Origin of the sequence: Candidatus Pantoea bituminis, from assembly GCF_018842675.1 — a bacterium.
Taxonomy (GTDB): Bacteria; Pseudomonadota; Gammaproteobacteria; order Enterobacterales; family Enterobacteriaceae; genus Pantoea; species Pantoea phytostimulans.
Window position 1 is genome coordinate 635,025 of sequence record NZ_JAGTWO010000004.1, and the last position, 24,803, is coordinate 659,827.

The 24,803-nt window shown below is 52.8% G+C and carries 20 protein-coding genes and 6 pseudogenes; 21 read left to right on the forward strand and 5 right to left on the reverse strand.

The window, feature by feature from the left end:
* Nucleotides 1-96: 96 nt before the first annotated feature.
* Nucleotides 97-1,061 (forward strand): annotated as a pseudogene (locus KQP84_RS06750) (sugar-binding transcriptional regulator).
* 399 nt (nucleotides 1,062-1,460) lie between these two features.
* Here the strand turns inward: KQP84_RS06750 and ygfZ are convergent.
* Nucleotides 1,461-2,447 carry a tRNA-modifying protein YgfZ gene (gene ygfZ, locus KQP84_RS06755; RefSeq protein ID WP_215845693.1) on the reverse strand — a complete coding sequence of 329 codons (987 nt, stop codon included), beginning with the start codon at nucleotides 2,445-2,447 and terminating at the stop codon, nucleotides 1,461-1,463.
* A gap of 241 nt (nucleotides 2,448-2,688) precedes the next feature.
* Here ygfZ and sdhE point away from each other — a divergent pair, with 241 nt between their 5' ends.
* Nucleotides 2,689-2,955: an FAD assembly factor SdhE gene (sdhE, locus tag KQP84_RS06760; RefSeq protein WP_215845694.1), complete on the forward strand. Its 267-nt coding sequence runs from the start codon at nucleotides 2,689-2,691 to the stop codon at nucleotides 2,953-2,955.
* Nucleotides 2,930-3,355 carry a protein YgfX gene (locus KQP84_RS06765; RefSeq protein ID WP_215845695.1) on the forward strand — a complete coding sequence of 142 codons (426 nt, stop codon included), beginning with the start codon at nucleotides 2,930-2,932 and terminating at the stop codon, nucleotides 3,353-3,355. Before sdhE ends, KQP84_RS06765 begins: the two co-directional genes overlap by 26 nt.
* Here the strand turns inward: KQP84_RS06765 and fldB are convergent.
* Nucleotides 3,347-3,865, reverse strand: coding sequence for a flavodoxin FldB (gene fldB, locus KQP84_RS06770; protein ID WP_215845696.1), 519 nt, complete (start codon nucleotides 3,863-3,865; stop codon nucleotides 3,347-3,349). The genes KQP84_RS06765 and fldB overlap by 9 nt on opposite strands.
* Nucleotides 3,866-3,967: 102 nt before the next feature.
* Here fldB and xerD point away from each other — a divergent pair, with 102 nt between their 5' ends.
* The 13 genes and pseudogenes from xerD (at nucleotide 3,968) to KQP84_RS06835 (ending at nucleotide 16,644) form a co-directional block, all read left to right on the forward strand.
* Nucleotides 3,968-4,861 carry a site-specific tyrosine recombinase XerD gene (gene xerD, locus KQP84_RS06775; RefSeq protein WP_215845697.1) on the forward strand — a complete coding sequence of 298 codons (894 nt, stop codon included), beginning with the start codon at nucleotides 3,968-3,970 and terminating at the stop codon, nucleotides 4,859-4,861.
* A 21-nt stretch (nucleotides 4,862-4,882) separates the two neighbouring features.
* Nucleotides 4,883-5,596, forward strand: a complete 714-nt coding sequence (gene dsbC / locus KQP84_RS06780) for a bifunctional protein-disulfide isomerase/oxidoreductase DsbC (protein WP_215845698.1) — start codon at nucleotides 4,883-4,885, stop codon at nucleotides 5,594-5,596.
* Nucleotides 5,597-5,599: 3 nt separating this feature from the next.
* Nucleotides 5,600-7,335: pseudogene (gene recJ / locus KQP84_RS06785) on the forward strand (single-stranded-DNA-specific exonuclease RecJ).
* A 604-nt stretch (nucleotides 7,336-7,939) separates the two neighbouring features.
* Nucleotides 7,940-9,037: pseudogene (gene prfB, locus KQP84_RS06790) on the forward strand (peptide chain release factor 2).
* Nucleotides 9,038-9,046: 9 nt separating this feature from the next.
* Complete coding sequence (gene lysS / locus KQP84_RS06795) at nucleotides 9,047-10,567, forward strand: lysine--tRNA ligase (protein ID WP_215845699.1); 1,521 nt, start codon at nucleotides 9,047-9,049, stop codon at nucleotides 10,565-10,567.
* 256 nt (nucleotides 10,568-10,823) lie between these two features.
* Nucleotides 10,824-11,674, forward strand: a pseudogene (locus KQP84_RS06800) (MurR/RpiR family transcriptional regulator).
* A gap of 253 nt (nucleotides 11,675-11,927) precedes the next feature.
* A pseudogene (locus KQP84_RS06805) lies at nucleotides 11,928-12,763 on the forward strand (transporter substrate-binding domain-containing protein).
* Between the two features lie 3 nt (nucleotides 12,764-12,766).
* Nucleotides 12,767-13,390 (forward strand): DUF1989 domain-containing protein, encoded by a 624-nt coding sequence (locus KQP84_RS06810; protein ID WP_215845700.1) that lies wholly within the window; start codon nucleotides 12,767-12,769, stop codon nucleotides 13,388-13,390.
* On the forward strand, nucleotides 13,374-14,021 hold the full coding sequence (locus KQP84_RS06815; protein WP_215845701.1) for an urea carboxylase-associated family protein: 648 nt from the start codon (nucleotides 13,374-13,376) through the stop codon (nucleotides 14,019-14,021). Before KQP84_RS06810 ends, KQP84_RS06815 begins: the two co-directional genes overlap by 17 nt.
* A 6-nt stretch (nucleotides 14,022-14,027) precedes the next feature.
* Nucleotides 14,028-14,676, forward strand: a pseudogene (locus KQP84_RS06820) (amino acid ABC transporter permease).
* Nucleotides 14,676-15,341: an amino acid ABC transporter permease gene (locus KQP84_RS06825; protein ID WP_215845702.1), complete on the forward strand. Its 666-nt coding sequence runs from the start codon at nucleotides 14,676-14,678 to the stop codon at nucleotides 15,339-15,341. Before KQP84_RS06820 ends, KQP84_RS06825 begins: the two are co-directional and overlap by 1 nt.
* A gap of 21 nt (nucleotides 15,342-15,362) precedes the next feature.
* Nucleotides 15,363-16,040, forward strand: coding sequence for a DUF1989 domain-containing protein (locus KQP84_RS06830; protein WP_215845703.1), 678 nt, complete (start codon nucleotides 15,363-15,365; stop codon nucleotides 16,038-16,040).
* Nucleotides 16,041-16,149: 109 nt separating this feature from the next.
* The gene (locus tag KQP84_RS06835; RefSeq protein WP_215845704.1) at nucleotides 16,150-16,644 is read left to right on the forward strand and encodes a cupin domain-containing protein; all 495 of its coding nucleotides are present in this window, start codon (nucleotides 16,150-16,152) and stop codon (nucleotides 16,642-16,644) included.
* Here the strand turns inward: KQP84_RS06835 and KQP84_RS06840 are convergent, their stop codons facing one another.
* On the reverse strand, nucleotides 16,645-17,271 hold the full coding sequence (locus tag KQP84_RS06840; protein ID WP_215845705.1) for a S1 family serine peptidase: 627 nt from the start codon (nucleotides 17,269-17,271) through the stop codon (nucleotides 16,645-16,647).
* A gap of 366 nt (nucleotides 17,272-17,637) precedes the next feature.
* Between KQP84_RS06840 and KQP84_RS06845 the strand changes: the two genes are divergently transcribed.
* Nucleotides 17,638-18,801 (forward strand): MFS transporter, encoded by a 1,164-nt coding sequence (locus tag KQP84_RS06845; RefSeq protein WP_215845706.1) that lies wholly within the window; start codon nucleotides 17,638-17,640, stop codon nucleotides 18,799-18,801.
* Here KQP84_RS06845 and KQP84_RS06850 read toward each other — a convergent pair.
* Entirely contained in the window at nucleotides 18,798-19,718 is a 921-nt protein-coding gene (locus KQP84_RS06850) for a LysR family transcriptional regulator (protein ID WP_215845707.1), read from the reverse strand. The two genes, KQP84_RS06845 and KQP84_RS06850, sit on opposite strands and share 4 nt — an antisense overlap.
* 123 nt (nucleotides 19,719-19,841) lie before the next feature.
* Here KQP84_RS06850 and lysA point away from each other — a divergent pair, with 123 nt between their 5' ends.
* Nucleotides 19,842-21,098, forward strand: a complete 1,257-nt coding sequence (gene lysA, locus KQP84_RS06855) for a diaminopimelate decarboxylase (protein ID WP_215845708.1) — start codon at nucleotides 19,842-19,844, stop codon at nucleotides 21,096-21,098.
* 22 nt (nucleotides 21,099-21,120) lie between these two features.
* Here the strand turns inward: lysA and KQP84_RS06860 are convergent, their stop codons facing one another.
* On the reverse strand, nucleotides 21,121-21,429 hold the full coding sequence (locus KQP84_RS06860; protein WP_215845709.1) for a PTS lactose/cellobiose transporter subunit IIA: 309 nt from the start codon (nucleotides 21,427-21,429) through the stop codon (nucleotides 21,121-21,123).
* A gap of 178 nt (nucleotides 21,430-21,607) precedes the next feature.
* Here KQP84_RS06860 and KQP84_RS06865 point away from each other — a divergent pair, with 178 nt between their 5' ends.
* From KQP84_RS06865 to KQP84_RS06875, 3 genes are read left to right on the forward strand one after another with little or no spacing between them, the layout of a single operon-like run.
* Entirely contained in the window at nucleotides 21,608-22,957 is a 1,350-nt protein-coding gene (locus KQP84_RS06865) for a PTS sugar transporter subunit IIC (RefSeq protein ID WP_215845710.1), read from the forward strand.
* On the forward strand, nucleotides 22,954-24,381 hold the full coding sequence (locus KQP84_RS06870; RefSeq protein ID WP_215845711.1) for a glycoside hydrolase family 1 protein: 1,428 nt from the start codon (nucleotides 22,954-22,956) through the stop codon (nucleotides 24,379-24,381). Before KQP84_RS06865 ends, KQP84_RS06870 begins: the two co-directional genes overlap by 4 nt.
* A 15-nt stretch (nucleotides 24,382-24,396) precedes the next feature.
* Nucleotides 24,397-24,714: a PTS sugar transporter subunit IIB gene (locus tag KQP84_RS06875; RefSeq protein ID WP_215845712.1), complete on the forward strand. Its 318-nt coding sequence runs from the start codon at nucleotides 24,397-24,399 to the stop codon at nucleotides 24,712-24,714.
* The last annotated feature ends 89 nt before the right edge of the window (nucleotides 24,715-24,803 follow it).

Genomic DNA, 24,803 nt, shown 5'->3' on the forward strand with positions numbered 1-24,803 from the left:
TGCCTATGCCTGGCGATTTGAGCCGCATCAGTGATATAAATCCCCTCCTGAAACGCCTGTGCTTAGTCAGGTAACTCACTGCGAGACAGATAACGCATGGAAAAACACACGCTTTCTCAGGATTCAGAACTGCTGACGGAAATCGCGGTCGCCTATTATCAGGACGAAACTACCCAGGAAGAGATAGCGCGTAAGTTTGGCATTTCACGCATCAAAGTCGGAAGATTGCTGAAACGCGCCCGGGAAGAGGGCATTGTTGAAATTAATGTGCGTTACCATCCGGTGTTCAGTACCCGCCTCGAGCAACAACTTCTTGATCGTTTTCCCCAGTTACAACGTGCGCTGATTGCGCTGGATTTACAGGACAGCGATGAGCAACGTCGCCAACTGGCTGCGCTGGTATCGACCCATCTTGAGCAATCGTTGAAAGAAAATTCAGTGGTTGCGGTAGGTCAAGGGCGCAACGTGGCGGCGATTGCCGATCATCCTGGCCAGGTGCCAACGCGTAATTGCCACTTTATCAGCGGTATTGGCGGTACACATCGGCCCGGCGATGCGATCAATGCCGACCATATCAGCCGTCGATTGGCGAAAAAATTTGGTGGTATTAGCGAAACGCTGTATGCCCCGGCGTATGTGGAAAACCGTGCGTTGAAAGAAGCTTTTATGCAGAACGGCACCATTAAAGAGACGCTGGATCGCGCGCGTAAAGCGGATATCGCGCTGGTCGGTATCGGTGACATGAATGAAAACAGTTATATGGTCAAATTGGGCTGGTTTAGTCCGCACGAAATCATTGATGCCAGCCTGAACCAGGGCGTGACCGGTGATATCGCGGGCTACGACTTTTTCAATTCGCAGGGTCAGCACGTTGACACGGTGATGAATGACCGGGTTATTGGCTTGAGCATTGATGAGTTACGCAAGATCCCTGCGTGATTGCAATTGCTTCAGAGAACACTAAAGCCTTGGCGATTCTTGGTGCATTGCGTACGGGTGCGATCGATATTATTGCCACTACCGCGCAGAATATCCGCACCATTTTGAATATGACGCAGTAGTCCTCTGCGCGTTATCCCCCATCCCGGCCTTCCCCCATAAATAGGGGAAGGAGACGCTGCAACATGCAGCTTCACTACTTGCATCTGGCAATATCTTCCTCCCCCACATGTGGGGGAGGACAGAGGTGGGGGACAAGCGACGCCTGAGTTTATTGGGTTGTGCTGGCTGTTTTCCATCCCGGCCTTCCCCCATAAATAGGGGAAGGAGACGCTGCAACATGCAGCTTCGATGCTTACATCTGGCAGCATCTTCCTCCCCCACATGTGGGGGAGGACAGAGGTGGGGGACAAACGACGCCTGACTTTATTGGGTTGTGCTGGCTGTTTTCCATCCCGACCTTCCCGCATAAATAGGGAAGGAGACGCTGCCACATGCAGCTTGATCGCAACCAGGCAGCGTTAACCCTCGGCTAATGAATAAGGCAGCGGCTGAATAGTCAGCTTGCCACCTTCATCACCTTCAATCCGCAACACGCTATCTGGCTCAAGATCGTTGTTCATCACCACCTGCACCCAACATTCGCCATTATCCAACTGCACAGCGCTAAGCACGGTGCCGGTACGGCGCCAGCGCTCGCCCATTTGCAGTTCCAGTGAATCACCCGCCGCCGGGATATGGCTTGCCTGGCCTGCCAGCCAGTAAAGTGCACGCTTGTTAGCGCCGCGATATTTGGCGCGCGCCACCATTTCCTGCCCGGTGTAACAGCCTTTCTTAAAGCTGATGGCATCCAGAGCCTGCAGATTTGTCGCCTGCGGAATTAATTGCGCGCTGGTCACGGCGTCAATCACCGGAATACCGGCTTCAATATCCAGCGCCAGCCATTGGGTGCTGTCATTTAACTGCGCATCATCTGCCAGTTTCTGTTTCAGCACTTCGGCCTGTTCCAGCGAAGTCACCATTAAGAAACGCTCCGCCGGATGCGCAAACCACAGCAGCGTGGTTTCGCCCTGCTGTACCACCGGCGTTTCACTGTCTGGCAGCGTGTCAAACAGATTGGCTAAGGCGGCGCGCGCCTGAAAACCCGCGACGCCCAGCAGCACGGCGTCATCATCAGCGGTTAGCGTCACTTTGGAGAACACCGCGTACTTTTTCAGCTCTGGCAACTGGGTGTCGCGCAACTCGCGTCGAACCAGATAAGCGTAACCTTCGCCGCGATGAAACAGACGCAGATTGCTCCACATTTTGCCCTTGGCATCGCAGTGCGCCGCCAACGAGTGATGCGCGGCGTCCAGTCCAGCGACATCCAGCGTTAGCTGACCTTGTAGATAACTGGTGCTGTCAGCGCCATAAACAGAAACCAATGCCCAAGCCTCGAGCGAAATCAGTGTTAAAGGCAGACGTGACGACGCGGCAGGTTGGCGCGGCGGTAAGGTATAAGTAGGCATGGGGATATCCTGAGTTGAAAGGTTCATCCGAAACGGTGTTTTTCACTGTAATGTCTTCAATGTTAAAAGAGCCGGGAGGCATTGCAACCTGTTTACCGAAAACGCCGCACAAATCGCATGATAACCCTGAAAATCATAGTCATAAATTGCGGCCTGCTGCACAGCACTGTGTGGAGCGCCTGCAGCCCAACGGAATCCAGGTTACACTAGCCGTCATTGTTTGAACTGTGGAAATTGACGCATGGATATTCATGAAAAATCGCGCATTCACTGGGCTTGCCGTCGTGGCATGCTGGAGTTGGATATCGCTATTATGCCGTTCTTCAAGTACGAATTTGACTCGCTGTCGGACATCGACAAGCAGGTCTTTATCGCGTTATTAAAAAGTGACGATCCCGATCTGTTTAACTGGATGATGAATCACGGTGAACCCAGCGATCCTGAACTGAAGCGGATGGTAAATCTTATCCAGCAGCGTAATCGTGAACGTGGCCCAGTGGCAATGTAAGCTGCACCCTTCGCGCCGCGCACGCCATATTCAGTGGGTGCTGTTAAGCGGCGCGATGATATTTGTTGCGCTTATGCCTGCGGCTGAAAACGGGGTGCTCTTCAAGATGGCGTTGTTAGCATTAATGCTTTGGGAAGGGTGGCGCAATGATCGTCGCTTACGTCAAAGAGAGGGCTGGCTGCAACGGGAAAGCGCGCATTGCTGGTGCTGGCAAGGCATCCGCTGGCAGCTGCAACAGCCGCTGCGCTGGTTACCCAACGCGGTGCTGCTGGTGGGAAAGAGTGAGCAGGGAAAACAGCTGCGGATGTGGCTGATGCAAGACAACATGCAGCCCGCTGAATGGCGCGTCTTACGCGCCTGCTGTCTCAGCGAACCGGCTGCAACGGCTCCGTTAAAATAGCTCGGCCGTTTCGGTTAACACCTGCTCGCACCACTGTTCGACTCGCTCGTCGGTCACTTCAAACTGATTCACATCGTCGAGCGCCAAACCCACGAACTGTTTACCGTCAGCCGTAAGCGGTTTCGGGCTGGTAAATTCATAACCCTCTAGCGGCCAGTAACCCACGAAGCGCACGCCCATTGGCTGCAATAAATCATGCAACATGCCTAGCGCATCAAGAAACCATTCGCTGTAGCCAATCTGATCGCCCATGCCGTATAGCGCGACAATTTTGTTTTGCAGGTTAAGCCCGGGTAATTGCGGCCAAATCGCTTCCCAGTCTTCCTGCAACTCGCCGAAATCCCAGGTCGGAATGCCCAGAATAAGCAGATCATACTGCTCCATTAGGCTGGGATCGTCGTCCCTTACGTTGTGCAGCGTGACCAACTCTTCACCAATAAAATCACGCATTTTCTCCGCTACGATTTCGGTGTAACAGGTACTGGAACCGTAAAAAAGACCGATCTTCATGCAGTTAATGCTCTGTTTAGGCTGACTTTGGCGCAATTGTATCAGAAGTGGATTTGAATCAGGCATAATGAGCACGATTTCACATCGAATGGCGGGGATAACGTGCAAGACAGCGAACTGACAGAACAGTTTCTTGATGCGCTCTGGATAGAGCGTAATCTGGCGCAAAATACCTTGTCATCTTACCGTCAGGATTTGCAAACGCTGACCGGCTGGCTTGGGCATCATGAGCTCACGCTGCTCAACGTCAGCGCACTCGATCTCCAGCAGTTTCTCTCTGAGCGCGTTGAAGGCGGCTACAAAGCCACCAGTTCAGCACGTCTGCTGAGCTGCATGCGGCGCATGTTTCAATATCTCTACCGTGAGAAGCTGCGGACGGATGATCCCAGCGCTATGCTTTCTGCGCCCAAATTACCGCAGCGGCTGCCAAAAGATCTCAGTGAAGCGCAGATTGAACGCCTGTTACAGGCACCCAACATTGATGTGCCGCTGGAACTGCGCGACAAAGCGATGCTGGAGCTGCTTTACGCCACCGGCCTGCGCGTTACCGAACTGGTTGGCTTGACCATGAGCGATATCAGCCTGCGTCAGGGCGTGGTACGCGTGATCGGTAAAGGGAATAAAGAGCGACTTGTGCCTTTAGGTGAAGAAGCGGTTTACTGGATCGAGCACTATCTGGATCACGGTCGGCCTTGGCTGCTGAATGGGCAGACGCTGGATGTGATGTTTCCTAGCAATCGTGCGCAGCAAATGACGCGGCAAACCTTCTGGCATCGCATTAAGCACTATGCCACGCTAGCGGGCATTGACAGCGAAAAGCTGTCGCCACACGTGCTGCGCCATGCATTTGCGACCCATTTGCTGAACCACGGGGCCGATTTGCGTGTCGTACAAATGTTGCTGGGTCACAGCGATCTCTCGACCACTCAAATTTATACGCATGTCGCGACTGAGCGCCTGCGTCTGTTACACCAACAACATCATCCGCGTGCATAACCGACGGAAGTAAGGAAGACGATGAACAAGCATTTTGCCATGCTGGCCCTGTTGGCTGGCACCTTTTCCGGTCTGGCTCAGGCTGACGACGCCGCCATACAGCAATCTTTAAAAAAGATAGGCATCCAGCAAGCTGAAATTCAACCCGCGCCAGTGGCAGGGTTTAAAACGGTGCTCACCGAAAGCGGCGTATTGTATGTGACCGACGATGGCAAACATATGGTTCAGGGGCCGCTGTATGACGTAAGCGGAGCGCAGCCTGTTAACGTAACCAACAAGCTGCTGGATAAAAAGGTGGAAGCGCTGGTTCCACAAATGATCATTTATAAAGCGCCGAAAGAGCAGCACGTCGTGACGATTTTTACCGACATTACCTGCGGATATTGCCGCAAGCTGCATGAGCAAATGGCGGATTACAACGCGCTGGGCATCACCGTACGCTATCTGGCGTTCCCGCGTGAAGGTGTGCAAGGGCAGGTTGAAACCGCCATGAAAGCGATTTGGTGCAGCGCCGATCGCAATAAAGCCTTTGATGAAGCCATGAAGGGCGATTCACCAAAAATGTCTGCACCCGACTCCTGTAATATCGATATCGAGCAGCACTACAAGCTGGGCATTCTGTTCGGAATTCAGGGAACCCCTGCGATTCTTACCGACAGCGGCATGATGATCCCTGGTTATCAAGGCCCGAAAGAGCTGAAGCAAGTACTGGATAGTCAAAAACGTGGTGGTTAACCGGTGTTGAATAAAGAAGTTGAATTGCGTCGCCGCGAGGTGCAGATCGCGGACAATTTACCGGCGGATCTTCCGCCGCTCTTAAAGCGTCTTTATCTGCAGCGCGGCGTGTGCGATCCGGTCGATCTGGAACGCGGCGCAAAAAATTTGCTGCCCTTTCAGGCATTAACCGGCATCGATAAAGCGGTTGCGCTGCTGCATCAAGCTTTGCTGGATGGTCGCCGTATTATGGTAGTGGGTGACTTTGACGCCGATGGCGCAACCAGCACCGCGCTAACCGTATTGGCATTACGCAGCATGGGCGGTGGCAACGTGCAGTATCTGGTGCCAAACCGTTTTGAAGATGGTTATGGACTCAGCCCTGAAGTGGTCGAACAGGCGCGTACGCGTGGCGCTGAAATAATCCTGACGGTTGATAACGGCATCTCGTCACATGCGGGTGTGGAATATGCCCATCAGCATGGCATTCCTGTGCTGGTTACCGACCACCACTTGCCTGGTGAAACGCTGCCGGACGCTGATGCCATCGTTAATCCCAACCTGAATGATTGTGCATTCCCGTCGCGTTCGCTGGCGGGCGTTGGCGTAGCATTTTATCTAATGATGGCGCTGCGTGCGCATTTGCGGTCACTTAACTGGTTCGGCGAGGCGCGAGCGGAGCCAAACCTGGCCGGTTTGCTGGATTTAGTCGCGCTCGGCACGGTGGCCGATGTCGTGCCGCTTGATGTGAATAACCGTATTTTGGTGTGGCAAGGTTTAAGCCGCATCCGCGCGGGGAAATGCCGTCCTGGCATTCGCGCACTGCTGGAAATTGCTAATCGTGAGGCACGCCAGTTGGTGGCCAGCGATTTGGGCTTCGCGCTCGGCCCGCGCCTGAATGCCGCAGGAAGGCTGGATGATATGTCAGTTGGCGTGGCGTTATTGCTCACCGACGATCTCAGCCAGGCACGCATGCTGGCCAGCGAACTCGATGCGCTTAATCAAACGCGGAAAGAGATTGAGCAGGGGATGCAAAGCGAGGCGTTGGCGCTGTGTCAGAAATTAGAGCGCGAACAAACCGATTTGCCGCTGGGGTTGGCTTTTTATCATCCTGAATGGCATCAGGGCGTGGTGGGGATTTTGGCCTCGCGGTTAAAAGAGCGCTTTCATCGTCCGGTCATTGCGTTTGCCCCTGCCGGAGACGGCACCTTGAAAGGCTCGGGCCGCTCGATTGCCGGTTTGCATCTGCGTGATGCGCTGGAGCGGCTGGACACGCTTTATCCTGGCATGATGTTGAAGTTTGGTGGTCACGCTATGGCAGCAGGATTGTCGCTGGAAGAGGCGCGTTACGACGAGTTTCAGCAGCGCTTTGCCGAGCTGGTAGGTGAGTGGCTGAAGGGGAAGCTTTGCAGGGCATTATCTGGTCAGATGGTGCGCTGCATCCCTCGGATTTTTCGCTGCAAACCGCAGAAATGCTGCGTGAAGCGGGGCCTTGGGGACAAGCTTTCCCGGAACCCGCCTTTGACGGAAAATTCAAGCTACTGCAACAGCGTTTGGTTGGCGAGCGCCATTTGAAAGTGATGGTTGAGCCGCTGGATGGGGGGCCGCTGATTGATGGCATCGCGTTTAACGTTGATACCACCTTGTGGCCGGACAGCAGCGTGCGTCATGTCGAGTTGGCGTTCAAACTCGATATCAATGAGTATCGCGGCAACCGCACGGTTCAGCTGATTATCGATCACCTATGGCCGCTAGGCTAAAAAGAGCGCGCCCGCACGCCAAAAAGAAACAAGACAGATGAAATTCGACGCGCTCCGAGTGGCAGGGTACTAAAGAACAACGATATACGCACTTCATCACCTGGAATGAAGTGTTTCACTCGCCCACGTGGTATTGGCTAAAAAGTCGTCCCGTGTTGAGAGCGGCATCCGTTGCTTACATGTTGAATTGACGTTTGAAAACAGAAGATAAGAAAACCGTTTTTGACGCGTGCGGATGTTTTATTGGATCTTGCTGGGTGTTATGGGTTTTTCATCGATAAAACGTAATTTGAAAACCCGATATTCATTTTTTATTTATTTTTCAGCCACTTTTTTTAGGTGGGTGTCCTTTTAACCGTAAAAAATGCAGGCTTTTCTTGTGGCTTTTAGCATAACGCAGTCTGTGAAACAGGTTTTTCCTTAATTATCTGTAAAGCAACCTCTCTGATGTTTCCAGTAATTAAGCGCGAATTTTTTCCTGTTGTTTCGGTTTGCGAAATGCCTTCCCGTCGCAGACGGTCTCAGCGCTACAAACTGGCGTCGATTTCGGGTAAACTTATGCGTTAATTTCTCACCCATCGAACGCTAAAAAGACGCTAAAGCCATGTTTGAAATCAACCCGGTTAAAAACCGTATTCAAGACCTCACCGAGCGCAGCGACGTTCTTCGGGGGTATCTTTGACTACGATGCTAAGAAAGAACGCCTCGAAGAAGTAAACGCCGAGCTGGAGCAGCCAGATGTCTGGAACACGCCAGAGCGTGCACAGGCGCTGGGAAAAGAGCGCTCCTCACTGGAAGCTATCGTTGAAACCCTCGACCAAATGACTCAAGGCCTGGAAGATGTACAGGGCTTGCTGGAATTGGCGGTAGAAGCGGACGACGAAGAAACGTTTAACGAAGCCGTTACCGAACTGGATGTGCTGGAAGGCAAGCTGGGCGAATTAGAATTCCGCCGCATGTTCTCTGGCGAATATGACAGCGCTGACTGCTATATCGATTTGCAAGCCGGTTCTGGTGGCACCGAAGCGCAGGACTGGGCCAGCATGCTGGCGCGTATGTATCTGCGTTGGGCTGAAGCCAAAGGCTTCAAAACTGAAATTATTGAAGAATCTGAAGGTGACGTAGCCGGAATTAAATCGGTCACGATTCGTGTTTCAGGTGATTATGCGTTTGGCTGGTTGCGTACTGAAACGGGCGTGCATCGCCTGGTGCGTAAAAGTCCGTTCGATTCGGGGGTCGTCGTCATACCTCATTCAGCTCGGCCTTTATTTATCCGGAAGTGGATGACGATATTGATATCGAAATCAACCCAGCCGATCTGCGTATCGACGTTTACCGCGCATCGGGTGCGGGTGGTCAGCACGTTAACCGTACTGAATCCGCGGTGCGTATTACCCACCTTCCAACCAATACCGTGACGCAATGTCAGAACGACCGTTCTCAGCATAAAAACAAAGATCAAGCGATGAAGCAGATGAAGGCGAAGCTGTATGAGCTTGAGATGCAAAAGAAAAATGCCGAGAAGCAGGCGTTGGAAGACAACAAATCCGACATCGGTTGGGGTAGCCAGATCCGTTCTTACGTTCTCGATGATTCACGTATCAAAGATTTGCGTACCGGCGTTGAAACCCGCAACACCCAAGCGGTGCTGGACGGCGATCTGGATCGATTCATTGAAGCAAGTTTAAAAGCAGGGTTATAAGGAACCGACATGTCTGAACAACAACCGCAGAGCGCTGACGTCGCACTTGAGTTAAATAATGAACTGAAAGCACGTCGCGAGAAGCTTGGCGCGCTGCGTGAAACCGGCGTGGCGTTTCCTAACGATTTCCGTCGTGACACCACTTCTGATCTGCTGCACGCCAGCTACGATGAGAAGAGCAACGAAGAGCTGGAAGATCTCGGCATCGAGATCAGTGTCGCGGGTCGTATGATGACTCGCCGCATCATGGGTAAAGCTTCGTTCGTTACCCTGCAAGATGTGGGTGGCCGTATCCAACTCTATGTATCGCGTGACGATTTGGCCGAAGGCATCTACAACGAGCAGTTCAAAAAATGGGACCTTGGCGATATCCTCGGTGCCCGCGGCAAGCTGTTCAAAACCAAAACCGGCGAGCTGTCGATTCACTGTTCTGAACTGCGCCTGCTGACCAAAGCACTGCGTCCGCTGCCAGACAAATTCCATGGCCTTGCCGATCAGGAAACGCGTTATCGCCAGCGCTACCTTGATCTCATCGCTAACGATGAATCACGTAACACGTTCAAAATTCGTTCGCAAATCATGGCAGGTATTCGCCAGTTCATGGTTGGCCGTGACTTTATGGAAGTGGAAACCCCAATGATGCAGGTGATCCCAGGCGGTGCTTCTGCGCGTCCTTTTATCACCCATCACAATGCGCTGGATATCGATATGTATCTGCGTATTGCGCCGGAGCTTTATCTGAAGCGTTTGGTGGTTGGCGGTTTTGATCGTGTGTTTGAGATCAACCGTAACTTCCGTAACGAAGGTATTTCGCCGCGTCATAACCCTGAGTTCACCATGATGGAACTCTATATGGCGTATGCGGATTATAAAGATTTGATCGAACTGACGGAAAGTTTGTTCCGCACGCTGGCACAAGATGTGCTGGGCACCACTGTGGTGCCTTACGGCGAACAAGAGTTCGACTTTGGTAAGCCGTTTGAAAAGCTGACCATGCGCGAAGCGATCAAAAAATACCGCCCGGAAACCGATCTGACCGACCTGGAAGATTTTGACAAAGCGGTCGCGATTGCGCAGTCAATCGGCATTAAAGTTGAGAAAAGCTGGGGCTTAGGCCGCGTAGTGACTGAGATCTTTGAAGAGACCGCAGAAGCGCATCTGATCCAGCCGACTTTCATCACCGAATATCCGGCTGAAGTGTCACCACTGGCGCGTCGTAATGACGACAACCCAGAAATCACTGACCGCTTTGAGTTCTTCATCGGTGGTCGTGAAATCGGTAACGGCTTCTCGGAGTTGAACGATGCGGAAGATCAGGCTGAACGTTTCCTGCAACAGGTTAATGCAAAAGATGCTGGTGACGACGAAGCGATGTTCTATGACGAAGATTACGTTACTGCGCTGGAACACGGTTTACCACCAACTGCCGGTTTAGGCATTGGTATCGACCGTATGGTGATGCTGTTTACCAACAGCCACACCATCCGCGACGTGATTCTGTTCCCAGCGCTGCGCCCAACCGGCAAGTAATTTTTGCTGAACCGCTGTTGATGAAGGCCGGGACGCTTCCCGGCCTTTTTTATGCGTGCGTTTTGCTGCTCTGAGCGCCGTCCTTCATCTGCCGGGGCAGGAGACGCTGCTCTATACAGTGTCATTACTCACCTGTGGCATCATCCTCTCCCCTTTATGGCGGAGGATTGAGGTGGGGGACACATCAAACTAAATTCCTGATGACATTCCGGCGCGCTCTGTGCAGGATGAGACTTTTGTTTTTCAGGGATTTGTAATGAGCGCAAAACCGGCATCGTTAGAAGGCCGTATCCGACAACATTGGGATCAGCTTTCGCTGCATGAACAGCGACTGGCCGATATATTGCTGGCAGCGCCGGGTCAGTTAGCGATGAATACCGCCACTGAACTGGCGCAAAGTGCGGGCGTTTCCAAAGCGACTGCTACCCGTTTTTTCGTCATCTCGGATATGAAAGCTACGACGCCGCACGTCGTCAAGCTCGCGAAATGCAAAACAGCGGATCGCCACTCTATCTGCAAGCGGCACCTGGCGCATCACCACTCGACAGTCTGATGCAAAGTCATTTGGAAAAAGAAGTGGCTAACCTGGTCAATACTTTCCGCTCACTGGAAGGGGATGAACTTCAGTCCTGTGTGAGCGCCATCGCTAATGCGCGGCGCGTGGTGGTGATGGGCTGGCGCCACAGCCAAACTATCGCCATGCTGATCTATCGCGATCTGGTTCATGTCCATCCCGATGTACGCTTGCTGCCGCGCGCGGGCGATTCTTTAGCGGAACACCTGGCGGCGCTTGGCCCAAACGATGTGGTCATCTGCGTCGGTTTACGCCGGCGCATGCCTGCGCTGGAAGCAGCAATGAGCGCACTGAACGACCTTAACGTACCGATGCTCTACCTTTCCGATGTGCTGGCAGGCAAACCCGCCCGACACGCGCGTTGGGTGCTACGTTGCCACACCGATGGGAGCTTGATTTTTGACAGCACGGTGGCACTGTCGGGCGTGTGCAATCTACTCTGTTCACTGGTTGCACGCAGCATGGGTAAAGCCAGCAGCAATCATCTCGCCACCATTGAAACTTTGCACCAAAGCCTCGACGAACTCGAATGATGCGCCACAATGGCGCGTATTCTGACCACCCCCTCACCAAATAAGTGCAGCTGTATTTCTTCTTAGGCCGCTCGCTACGCTTGCTGTGAAACCAAAGAAATGTAAATTACAAAATGAGAAACATTTGTTTCTCATTGATTCCCTGAGAAAAATCCGTTTCAGCATGGCGATGTGTTACGGCCTTGGATTAAAACTGGCACGGAAACTGCTCTGTTGATCACAGACATTTCACCAACACCAGGGAATCACCATCATGAAAAAAACAGCAATGCTGATGGCCGCGTTACTCACTGTAGGTGCGGCAACCTATGCACAAGCTGACACGCTAGCTGACATCAAGAGCAGCGGCAAAATTACTGTCGGCATCGATCCTACTTTTCCTCCTTATGAATTCACCAATGATAAAGGCGAGATCACCGGTTACAGCGTGGCGATCATGCAATCCTTCGCCAAAGATCTGGGTGTGAAACTGGAGTTTCAGAAAACGGCTTTCAGCGGCATCTTACCCGGCCTGATTTCGGGGTCGTTTAATGCCGAAGGATCATCACTCAACGTCACCGCCGAGCGCGCCAAAAAGTGCTGTTCACCGTGCCTTACAGCAAAACGGTTAATGGTGTGCTGGTACGTGAAAGTGAGGCGAAGAAATTCAGCGGAAAAACACTGACGGCGGATGATCTTTCTGGCCTGCGTGGTGCGGTGAAAAGCGCCAGCGTACCGGAGCAACTGTTGAAAGGCTTTAACGAGGTGTTGAACAAAGCGGGTAAGAAACCGATCACGATTATCAGCGTTGATACGCTGGATCAAACCGTCAGCACCTTGATGACCAAACGTGCCGATTTCGTGTTTGACGATATTTCTGTATTAGCGCCAGTAGTGAAAAAGTACCCAAACAAAGTGGCACAGGTCGGCGAAGCTGGACCTTCTCAGTGGATGGCGTGGGCGACGCGTAAAGAGGATACCAGTCTGAATAAAGCCATCGGCGACCACATCCTGGCAATGCAGCAAGACGGTGAGCTAACGGCGTTGCAGAAACAGTATCTCGGCACCACCTTCACCGTGCCTGCCAGCGATTTTATCCCTCAGGAGTAAGCCATGTGTCAATCAACCCTGACGGTTCCTGCTGGTCACGGAAAAACATTCCGTGTTGCCAAAGGGCAGTTCATTACCGTTATTGATAGCGAAGGACAGCAAGCCGCTGATTTTGTGGCGGTCAACGCCGACGATCTCAACGAAAAATTATCGCCTGTTCATACTCGCCAGCATTTGCGTTCGCTGTTCTTCAAACCAGGCGATGCACTCTGGTCGAGTGAGAACCGCCCAATGTTGCGCATCGTTTCTGACACCATCGGCATTCACGACGCCAACGTGCCGGCGTGTGACAGAACCCGCTTCAGCGTGGATTTCGGCGTTGAAGGCCACCGCAACTGTGTTGATAACCTGCTTGAAGGCATGAAAGCGAACGGCATCAGCTATTACAGCCTGCCAGAACCGTTCAACCTGTTTCAGAACGGGCCGGTAACCGCCGATGGACGAATGGAAGTTACCGATCCCAACAGCAAACCTGGCGACCGTATTGTATTTGAAGCTTTGTGCGATCTGATTTGCGCCGTCTCATCCTGTCCACAAGACATCATTCCAGGCAACGGCCTGCAGGTCACGCCAATCGATATTCAGATCAGTGACCGCGTGGAGGTTCAACATGCTGTTAATGCGTGAGGCGTATGCCGAAACAGAAATCCGTCGCCTTGCTGCGCCTGTCAATATCAATGCAGGCGAAGCCGGTTCGATTCGTGTACTGCGCGGTCAGTTGTTGCGTATCACCGCGATGGGTGAAGGAGCGGTCGCCTCGCTGTTTGGCTTCAGCCTGGCCGATCCTGCCGTGTGGTTGTCGGTTCATCACACGCGCGTATTCAGTAACAGCTACTTACTTGGTTCGGGCATGCGTCTGGTAAACAACCGTCGTCGTCCGATGATGGTACTGGGCAAAGATAGTGTGAAACGACACGATTTGCTGTTGCCTGCCTCAACGGGCGCCTGGTTGGCAGAGCGCGGTTATCAGGGTGAAGGCTGTATTGAAGCGGTGAAAGGCGAATTAACGCGTTTGGATATGTCAGTGCCGAAGCTGCCTGATCCCATCAACCTGTTTATGCACGTGAAACTCACCCGCGAAGGAGATTTGTTGCCAGAAACCAACCGCACTCAACCGGGCGACAGCATAACTTGTCGTGTGGTGATGGATACGCAATTCATCGTTTCAGCCTGCTGTACCGGCATTGAAGGCAATGATAAACCGGCACCGCTGCGTTTGTCGGTGGCAGAAAACTTGTCGGACTTTGGCGAGGAGTAAGCGGTGATGGGGCTGGATGAGCAGGTGCTGGCTGCGCTGCCGGAGTTAGGACATGGTCTGCTGATGACGCTGATTCTTACCGTGCTGGCGGCGTTACTCAGCATTGTGCTCGGCCAGCTCGGCTGCTTTCTTCAACTCCGTCGCGCCTGGTTTTGGCGTTTCATTGGGCGGTTATATGTCAGCCTGATGCGTGGTACACCCGCCATCGTTCAACTGTTTGTGGTTTTTTTACTTTGCCACGACTTGGACTAGGGGGCAGCCAATGCTGGCTGCGGTACTGGCGATTGGCTTGAACAGCGGGGCTTACGTGGCGGAAATCTTGCGGGTGAACCAGAGTCTGGTGACGCGTGGGCAACGGGAAGCCGCACGTACGCTGGGGCTGAGTCGATTTTTAACGTGGTGGTATGTGATCAATCCGCAAGTGATGCGCGCCAGTCTGCCTATGCTGGTGAATGAGTTTACGATTCTGTTAAAAACCACGCCGCTGGCGTCGGTGGTGGCGCTGACCGAGTTGACCTATGCAGGACAAATTGTCATTGCGCGCACTTACGAAGCAACGCAGGTTCTGCTGTTGATATCGGCTGGTTATCTGCTGATTGCGCTGCCGCTGATTAGCGCTGCGCGCCGGTTGGAAGCGAAAAGGAGGCGGGCGTAATGGATTGGCAAGCCATTCTCGATTCGTTGCCATCGCTGGGTAACGGTATGGTCGCCACATTGAAACTGTGCCTGATCGCGGCGCTCTGTTCTCTGTTATGGGGCGCGTTGATGGCCACGGTCATGATGCGTGCGTCGCGTTTCTGGCAAAGGTTGTTGCAGGCTTATACCGCCCTCACACTGGCACTGCCGCTGCTGGTGGTGATCTATATGCTCTATTTTGTGCTGCCGGAATATGACATCACCTTCAGCTCACCGCAGGTGGGCGTACTGGCGCTGACGCTCTATTACGCACCTTATATTGCACAAGTGATCCGCTCTGCGATTGAGGCGCTGCCGTTGGGTCAATGGGAAGCCTGCCGTGTATTGGGGCTGAGCCGCAGCGAGCAGTTGCGCGATGTGGTGCTGCCACAAGCATTGCCGCAGATGTTGTCGCCGCTGGTTGGGCTGATGATCGGATTAATTAAGGATTCAGCGCTTTTGTCGATTGTCTCGGTGCAGGAGTTTATGTACGCCGCAAAACAGGCGATTTCTGCAACCTATGCGCCGCTGGAAATCTACCTTACGGTGGCGCTGTGTTATTGGGTGTTGAACAGCCTGATTGACTGGCTGGCACGCCATCTTGAATTTCGCATGACGCGCTATCGCCGTGCCATGCAGCATTAAAGCATTAACCAGGAGAACAACATGTCGGCTGAATATCAGCATCGTGACGTACAGTTAATTCCCGCTCGCCACGGCAAAGCGATACGTCTTGCCAAGGGCGAAGCGGTGCAAGTGGTGAATCTACACGGTACACAAGTCGTGGACTGCTGGGCGTATAACGCCAGCGATGTCAGCGAATATATGTGTATGGAGGCGACGCGTGTATGGAATCAGCGTCTGAATCCGAAGGTGGGCGACAGCTTTATTACCAGCCAGCGCCATCCTATTTTAACGTTGGTCGCCGATACTTCGCCGGGCGTACACGATACCTTTATGGCAGCGTGCGATGCACGTCGCTATGAATTGCTGGGCTGCACAGAACCGCATCGCAATTGCCACGATAATTTGTTCGAGGGCATGGCTGAGCTTGGTGTGAAATTACCGCAGGGTAATCTGGCCTCATTTAATATCTTTATGAATATTCAGGTGCAGCCGGATGGCATCACGTTGAAAACCTTGCCGGTGGTGACGCGTCCGGGCGATTACATTGTGTTGCGCGCCGAGATGGATTGCTATGTGGCGTTTTCGGCTTGTCCGCAGGATATCGTCAGCATTCAGGGGCAGGGCGATAACACTCCGCGTGACGCAGAACTGCGCATTTTAACGGCCGGTTTTCCGCAAGTGAAAGTGCAGGGATCGTGGGTGCCGGCTGCACGTTGATTTAACCTATTGTGCGTGCTGATGTGTTCATCCCGCACAATCTCTCCCTGTCTTGAGCAACATCCCATCATCTGCCAGGCTGAACACTTCAACTCTGGAGCCGATAAACATGAGCAAGCAGCGTCCCGACTTTATTCGCCACTGGCGTGAGCTGGAAGGCGAAGACAATGAGCACTATCCCGATAGCGAAGAGTTAATGTCGATTGGCGCACCGCTGGCGCGCCAGTTGGGGCTGACTCGTTTTGGTATCCATCATGAACGGCTGCTGCCAGGCCGCAGAATGTCCTATCCCCATGCCGAACGTCTCGAAGAAGAGTTCGTGTACGTTATTCAGGGATCGCCAGATGTCTGGATCAATGGTGAACTCTATCCACTCACGCCTGGCGACGCGGTGGCCTTTCCGGCAGGCACCGGCATCTGCCATACCTTTATCAACAACAGCGAAGCAGAAGCCCATTTTTTAGTGGTGGGTGAAGTAAACAAACCGGACAACCAGATCAGCTATCCCCTTAATCCCGTCTATGAAGCCACGCGTGAAGATCGCTGGCTAAATCCGCCGGAACAGAAAATGGGCGATCATAACGGTTTTCCTGATAAGCAATAATCAGGATTTTACCGCCTGTTTCAGCCAGGTTTCAAAACGTGCATAGGGCACATACAGCGCCACATTTTTGTATAACGTCTTGCCGCTCTGGTTGTCATTGATGCGGTCGCTGTAGCCGACAATCACCCCCGCGAGCGTATCGTCGGAGGCGTTATACACCGCGCCGCCTGACATGCCTTTCACCACGCCCGCATTCGCGGCCACGACAACGCAAGCGGCTTTATTCCAGGTGTTAGCTAAGGTGGTATTAATCAGGTTCTGTCCGCTAGAGCTGACCGGCAGCGCCGAGATAAAGCTGTAGCCGTAAAGATTGACGCGATCGCCAATGTGGCTGTTACGGAAAATGGGCGGAAGATTGGCTTCGCTGTTTTTGTGGTAAACCACCGCCAGATCACATTCGGGATGCCAGGCTTTCACCCGGTAAAGCGAAAACTTAGCCACATGCGCAGCGGTCAGGCTGTAATCTGCCGTCAGCGGAATGGTGGTGCCGAGTGTGCCTAAGCCCAACACGGTTGGAATGCCGGTTATGGTCATATCGACGCGTTTCGCTGCTTCCTTACTGTACTCATAATGACCGACCGAGCAGCCGGTTAAGCCAAATACCATTAAGGCAATAAGCCGTTGCATTCTCTTTCCCCATGTCAGATTCACATTACATCACCTGGCAATCCATTAGGGGTATCGGCAACGCTATAACTTTATTGATTGATAACGCATGAAAAAGTGGTGATTGGTCGCAGCCAACTCGTTATTTAGCGTAGCGTGGAAACGCTAATCTGTCTTAGTCGACAGACATGAAGGCTTAATAAATCAGCTTTTATCGCGTTTGTTGCGTACCAGGCAAATGAGCTTTGCAGGCATCAGGGTGTATGAGAAGAGAAGGCTATGATTTAATACACACCGTGACGAAGATCAAATTTTAATAAGCGTCCATCGCACCACGTAAAATCTTGCGTGGATCGCCTGCGTTTTCAATTTTATTGGGAGAGTGTTATGCCTGTTGCTTTATTGGCGCTGGCGCTGAGTGCGTTCGCCATCGGCACCACTGAGTTCGTGATCATGGGCCTGCTACCGGAAGTGGCGGGCGATTTACAGGTGTCAATTCCGTCGGCGGGTTGGCTGATCAGCGGCTATGCCTTGGGCGTGGCGATCGGCGCGCCGATCATGGCGCTGTTAACCGCAAAACTGCCGCGTAAACGCACCTTGGTTTTGTTAATGGTGATTTTTATCATTGGCAACGTGCTGTGTGCGCTGGCTTACAGCTACAACCTGCTGATGATGGCGCGGGTGTTTACCGCCTTGTGTCACGGTGCTTTCTTTGGCATCGGTTCGGTGGTGGCGGCCAGTTTGGTGGCACCGGGTAAGCAGGCTTCGGCGGTGGCGCTGATGTTTACCGGTTTAACCCTGGCTAACGTATTAGGTGTGCCGTTGGGAACCTGGTTCGGTCAACTGTTCGGCTGGCGTGCAACCTTTTGGGGCGTGGCCATCATCGGGATTCTGGCATTCATCGGACTGATTATCAGCTTACCCACCAATAAAGAGGAAAAACCGGTTCATCTGGCGAGTGAAATCGGTGCGCTGGCGAACGGCAAACTCTGGCTATCACTGCTGATGACGGTGTTTTTCGCGGCAGCAATGTTTGCGCTGTTTAGCTATATCGCCCCGCTGTTGCTGCAGGTGACGGGCATAACTAATCGCGGCGTCAGCTGGACACTCTTCTTGATTGGCGCAGGCTTAACCGTGGGCAATATTCTTGGCGGCAAGCTGGCGGACTGGAAAGTTTCTTTCAGCCTGATCCTCAGTTTTTCACTGATTGCGCTGTTCTCGTTGTTGTTTAGCTGGACCAGCCATGCGCTGTGGCTGGCGGAAATTACCTTGTTCCTGTGGGCGATGGCAACGTTTGCCACGGTGCCGGGGTTGCAAATCAATGTCGTGCGCCACGGTAAAGAGGCGCCAAACCTGGTCTCAACCCTGAACATCTCAGCCTTTAACGTGGGTAACGCATTGGGTGCTTGGGTGGGTGGCGCGGTTATTGGTCGTGGTTACGGCTTAACAGCAGTGCCGGTCGCAGCGGCAGCGCTGGCGGCGGTTGGCCTGGTGATCTGTTTGATTACCTTCCGCAAATCGGGTGGCGCCGCTGCCACCGTACAGGCTTAAGTCAGCCGCGCAGCGATGCGTGCTGGAAAGTCGGCCACTTGCAGTTGCAGGTGGCTGATAAAAGCATCCAGCAGCGCCGACGCCGGTCGGTGAAGCGGTTTTACCAGGCTAACGGTAAACGGCACCGCGATACTGAACTTGCGCATCACCACTCCGCTGTCGGCGTAATCCAGCGCCGTCAGCGGATTCACCACTGAAATTCCCACGCCCGCTTTTACCATTGCACACACCGATGCTGCACTGTGCGTTTCCAGCACCAACCGACGTTCTACGCCTTGCTCATGAAACAGCGTGTCGAGCAATTGCCGATAGCTGTCGGTACGTGACAGGCTGACATAATTCTCTCCGGCAAAATCTTGCGGCGTAAGGCAATCACGCTGACACAGCGGATGGGTTTTCGGCAATACACAGACTTCATCGCACGTTAGCAGCGCCAGACGCTCGGTACCCGCTGGCGCGTGTTGGGTTTCGGTCAAGCCAAGATCGTAGCGCTGAGCTGAAAGCCACTCTTCCAGCAGCGGCGATTCCTGCGGGATGATATTCATACTGACGTCGGGATAACGCTGTAGAAAGGGTTGGCACAACGGCGGCAGCAGCGATTGTGAAAACACCGGCAAGCAGGCAATCGATAACTCGCCTTGACGAAACTGCCGCAAACCTTCGGCGGCATCCATAATGCGATCCAGCCCATACCATGAGCGCTGCACTTCTTCGAACAGCCGCAGCCCTTGCACCGTGGGCTGTAAACGCCCGCGCACGCGTTCAAAAAGTTGCAATCCTAACTGCTGCTCAAGCCGTGCCAGTTCTCGGCTCACAGTGGGTTGAGACGTATTCAGCAGCGTGGCAGCTTGCGTTAAGTTGCCGCTGGTCATCACCGCGTGAAAAATTTCTATATGTCGCCAGTTAATCTTTGCCACACGCTTACCTATATCCATTCTGCATAGATGCTATTTAAACAGATATTTTTCGGCATGGCGCGATTCTGGCTTAATAAAAGAATAAGCCGCGCATAGCCAGCGAATTGCCACAGGAGAATTATCATGCCACGTCCGTTAGATAACACCGAAACCGCCTTAACCCGCGCAAATCTGCTGCCTCTGGCGCGCCAGTACAGCGGCCCTTTCTGGGCTTACGATGCGCAGGTTATCCTGGCGCGAATTGGACAGCTGCACGCGTTTGACGTGGTACGTTTTGCTCAGAAAGCAAGTTCAAATATTCACATTCTGCGTTTGATGCATTCAGCGGGTGTGAAGGTCGATTCGGTGTCGCTGGGCGAAATTGAGCGCGCACTGGCAGCCGGTTATCAAGCGGGCGGCGATGAAATTGTTTTTACTGCTGATGTCTTTGATACGCCAACGCTGGCACGTATTGCGGAGCTGAAAGTACCCGTTAACGCGGGTTCAGTGGATATGTTGCATCAGCTGGGTAACGTGTCGCCAGGTCATGCGGTTTGGTTACGGGTTAACCCTGGCTTTGGTCACGGTCACAGCCAAAAAACCAATACCGGCGGTGAAAACAGCAAACACGGCATCTGGCATGCCGATTTGTCGCTGGCGTTGGCGGCCATCCAGCAATATGGCTTGCGTTTAGTTGGTATTCACATGCACATCGGCTCTGGCGTAGATTACGCACACCTGCAACAAGTGTGCGACGCGATGGTCAATCAGGTCGTTGAGTTTGGTCAGGATCTGGAAGCGATCTCAGCGGGCGGGGGCTTATCTATTCCTTATCGCTACGATGAAGAGGCGATTGATACCGCGCACTACTTTGGCTTGTGGGATGCCGCACGCCAGCGTATTGCTGCGCATTTAGGGCATCCGGTGAAACTGGAGATCGAGCCTGGCCGTTTTTTGGTGGCGGAATCGGGTGTATTGGTTTCTCAGGTACGCGCAGTGAAAGAGATGGGCAGCCGTCATTTCGTGCTGGTGGATGCCGGTTTCAGCGATTTAATGCGTCCTTCGATGTACGGCAGTTATCACCACATTTCACTGATGGCGGGCGACGATCGCCAGATCGATGAGCAGAATTGTGTTGAGTGCGTGGTGGCTGGCCCGCTGTGTGAATCCGGCGATGTATTTACTCAGCTAGAGGGCGGCAAAGTGGAAACCCGTGCGCTGCCTGCGGCGCAGGTCGGCGATTATCTGGTCTTCCACGATACCGGCGCTTACGGCGCGTCGATGTCCTCTAATTACAACAGTCGTCCGCTGATCCCGGAAGTGCTGTTTGAGCAGGGAAAAGCACGCGAAATTCGCCGGGCGCAAACTATCCAGGAACTGTTGGCGCTGGAGCTGGGTTAACGTTGCATGGCAGCATCGAGATTCAGCTAAACATCTCTTTGCGCAGCATCACTAACTCTTCCGCCAGATCCCGACACAACATCGCATTCATTAAATGATCCTGGGCATGTACCAGGATCAACGTCACCGGCACTTTGCCACAACCTTCATCGACACCAATCAACTGCGTCTGAATATGATGAGCGCCCTTGGCGGCTTCTGACGAGGCTAACAGCGCTTCGTCTGCGGCTGCCCATTCACGCTTGCGCGCAAACTGGATCGCCATCATGGCTTGAGATCGCGCTTCCCCTGCATTGATCAGTAATTCCATCATGGTTTGTTCGAAATCCATACGATTCTCGCTTTTGGTATGCCAAATTGGTGTTTTTTATCTTACTGGAATGCCAAAAAGAGTTTCCGCGAGTTCTGTCACAGAAACGGATGAGATAAATCGTCATTTTGGTATGCCAATGACAGGGAAGATATCGACCAATACAGGAATACTGATCTTTTATCTCTGAGGATGACCCATGTCTTTACAGGACCGTCTTATCGATTCTCTGGGAAGCTTTGCCACACGCTTCAACAGTTATCGCTACATCATGGCGATCAAAGCTTCCTTCATAACGTTAATGCCAGTGATCATCGTCGGCGCTTTCTCAGTGCTGATCTCCAACATGGTGCTCGACAGCAAAAATGGTTTAGCCAGCTTCGCCGCGCTGTCGTTTCTGGCAGATCTCAAACCGATTACCAGCAGTATCAATTACGCCACGCTCAGTTTCCTGAACATTGGCGCAGTGTTCTTGATCGGGATAGAACTGGGCCGTATCAATGGTGTGAAAACACTGTTTCCCGGTCTGCTGGCGATTATCTGTTTTATCTCGGTTACGCCAACCACCTTGCAGATGATGGTCAATGGCGAAATGCAGCTGGTCACAGATGTGCTGGCGAAACAGTTTTCGGACACGAAAAGTCTGTTTCTCGGCATGTTTATTGCCATCCTGTCGGTAGAGATTTATTGCCGACTGGAAAGCGTTGAACGTCTGAAAATCAAGATGCCGGACACCGTGCCGCCCAATGTCGCTGCCTCATTTTCAGCGCTGATTCCGTCAATATTCACCGTCACGCTGGTGGCAACTTTCGGCTTTATTTTCCACCGCATTACCGGGCTCTATCTGTATGACGCGGTCTACAAAGTGGTACAGCAACCGCTGGAATCGGTGGTACAGAGCCTGTGGGGCATCTTGATTCTAATGTTTGTCGCACAGCTGTTTTGGGTCATCGGTATTCACGGAAATCAGATGGTGAAACCGATCCGCGAGCCGCTGCTGTTAGGGGCGATTCTGGTCAATATGAACGCCTTTGAGCAAGGCATTGAAGCCCCGAATATCATCACTATGCCGTTCTGGGATGTCTATATGAGTATTGGCGGATCGGGCCTAACGATCGGCTTGTTAACCGCAGTCATGATTGCCACCAAGCGCAAAGAGATGCGTGAAATCGCCAAGCTGTCGTTTGGGCCAGGTATATTCAACATCAATGAGCCGGTGATCTTTGGTATGCCGATAATGCTCAATCCGATCCTGGCCATTCCTTTCATTATTACACCGCTGGTCACCGGCTCAATTGGCTATTTCGCTACGGTGATGGGTTTTGCCGGAAAAGCCGTGGTGATGGTGCCGTGGACTACGCCGCCGATCATTAATGCGTGGCTGTCGACTGCCGGTTCAATGGGTGCGGTAGTGACGCAAATCGTCTGCATTTTGGTTTCGGTGCTGATTTATCTGCCGTTTGTCAAAGTGGCGTCGCGACGTGCAGAAGCTGCAGAAGCCAAAAACAGGCAGCCTGAACTGGCGCAAAACTCACAGGAGATGTCATGAGTAAGTTGACCCTTAAGGTGCCGCAAGATTTTATTCTGGGCGCAGCGGCTTCGGCCTGGCAAACCGAAGGCTGGAGCGGCAAAAAGCCTGGGCAGGATTCGTGGCTGGATGCCTGGTATCAGAACGATCGTGATGTCTGGCACAACGGTTATGGGCCAGCCGTCGCCACGGATTTTATCCATCGCTTTCGTGAAGATGTCGCGTTGATGAAGGCTACCGGACTGACGCATTATCGCACCTCAATCAACTGGTCGCGCTTTCTGACGGATTATGAAAACGCCACGGTGGATGAAGAATACGCTGCCTATTACGATCAATTGATAGATGAGATGCAGCGGCAGGGCGTTGAACTCATGTTGTGCCTTGAACACTATGAACTGCCAGCGATCTTGCTGGAGCAATATGGTGGATGGCAGTCAAAACATGTGGTTGAGCTGTTTACTCGCTATGCCGAGCAGGTGTTTAAACGCTATGCCGGTAAGGTGACGCGCTGGTTTGTATTCAATGAGCCGATTGTAGTGCAAACCCGCGTCTACCTTGATGCGCTGCGTTGGCCTTATGAACAGAACACCCACAAATGGATGCAGTGGAATCATCACAAAAATCTCGCCACGGCGAAGGTGGTAAAGCTGTTTCGCGAAAAAAGTTACAGCGGCAGCATTGGCACTATTTTGAATCCAGAAGTCACCTATCCACGCTCTTCTGCACCGCATGACGTAAAAGCAGCGAATATCTACGATCTCTTCTACAACCGGGTGTTTCTCGATCCGGCGCTTAAAGGGGAATACCCGGCGGAGCTGTTAGCGCTGCTGGACAAGCATCAAGTGAAGTGGGATGTGACGCAGGAAGAGCTGGCGATTATCGCTGCCAACACCGTCGATGAGGTTGGGCTGAATCTCTATTATCCGCATCGCGTTAAAGCGCCGTCGCACGCCTGGCATCCTGACACGCCGTTCCATCCTGCCTGTTACTACGAACATTTCGCGCTGCCGGGCCGACGCATGAACAGTTCACGCGGGTGGGAGATTCAGCCGCGCATCATCTGGGATATGGCGCTGCGGATGCGTGATGAGTATGGCAACGTGCCGTGGTTTGTTGCCGAGAACGGAATGGGAATTGAGAACGAAGCGCAGTTTAAAAATGCCGAAGGCGAAGTGCAGGATGATTACCGCATCGACTTTATCAGCGAGCATCTTTATCAGGCGATCCGCGCTCATGAAGCAGGGATCAACTGTCAGGGCTACATGCTGTGGGCATTTACTGACAACGTATCGCCGATGAATGCTTTTAAAAACCGCTACGGCTTGATTGAGATCGATTTGGATAATCAGCGCCAGCGCCGCATGAAAAAGTCCGCGCACTGGTTTCGCCAGTTACGCGACAGCCAGCAACTTACCTTGACCCTTGATGATCAGCCCAAATAACAGAAGGAACAGACGATGAAACGTATCGTATTGGCCTGCGCAGCAGGCATGTCGACCTCAATGGTGGTGACGCGCATGGAAAAAGAAGCCACCGCGCGCGGTCTGGAATTTGAAATCTATGCGATTCCTGAACAGAACCTACGAGAAGAACTACAAAATTACGGTAATGAAGTGGTGGCGGTGCTGCTGGGACCGCAAGTGCGCTTCAAGCTGGAAGAGAACAAAAAGCTTACTGACAGCTACCAGTTACCGATTGCGGTGATTGATACCGTCGCTTATGGCACCCTAAACGGTGCAAAGGTACTCGATCAGGCGCTGGCTTTGATACACTGAGCCTCAGTTTGTGAGCCTTCTCGCAGGGTTCGCTGATATTGCCGCACAAGGGAGGCGGCGATATCCTCAGCGCATTGATTGTTAAGGGT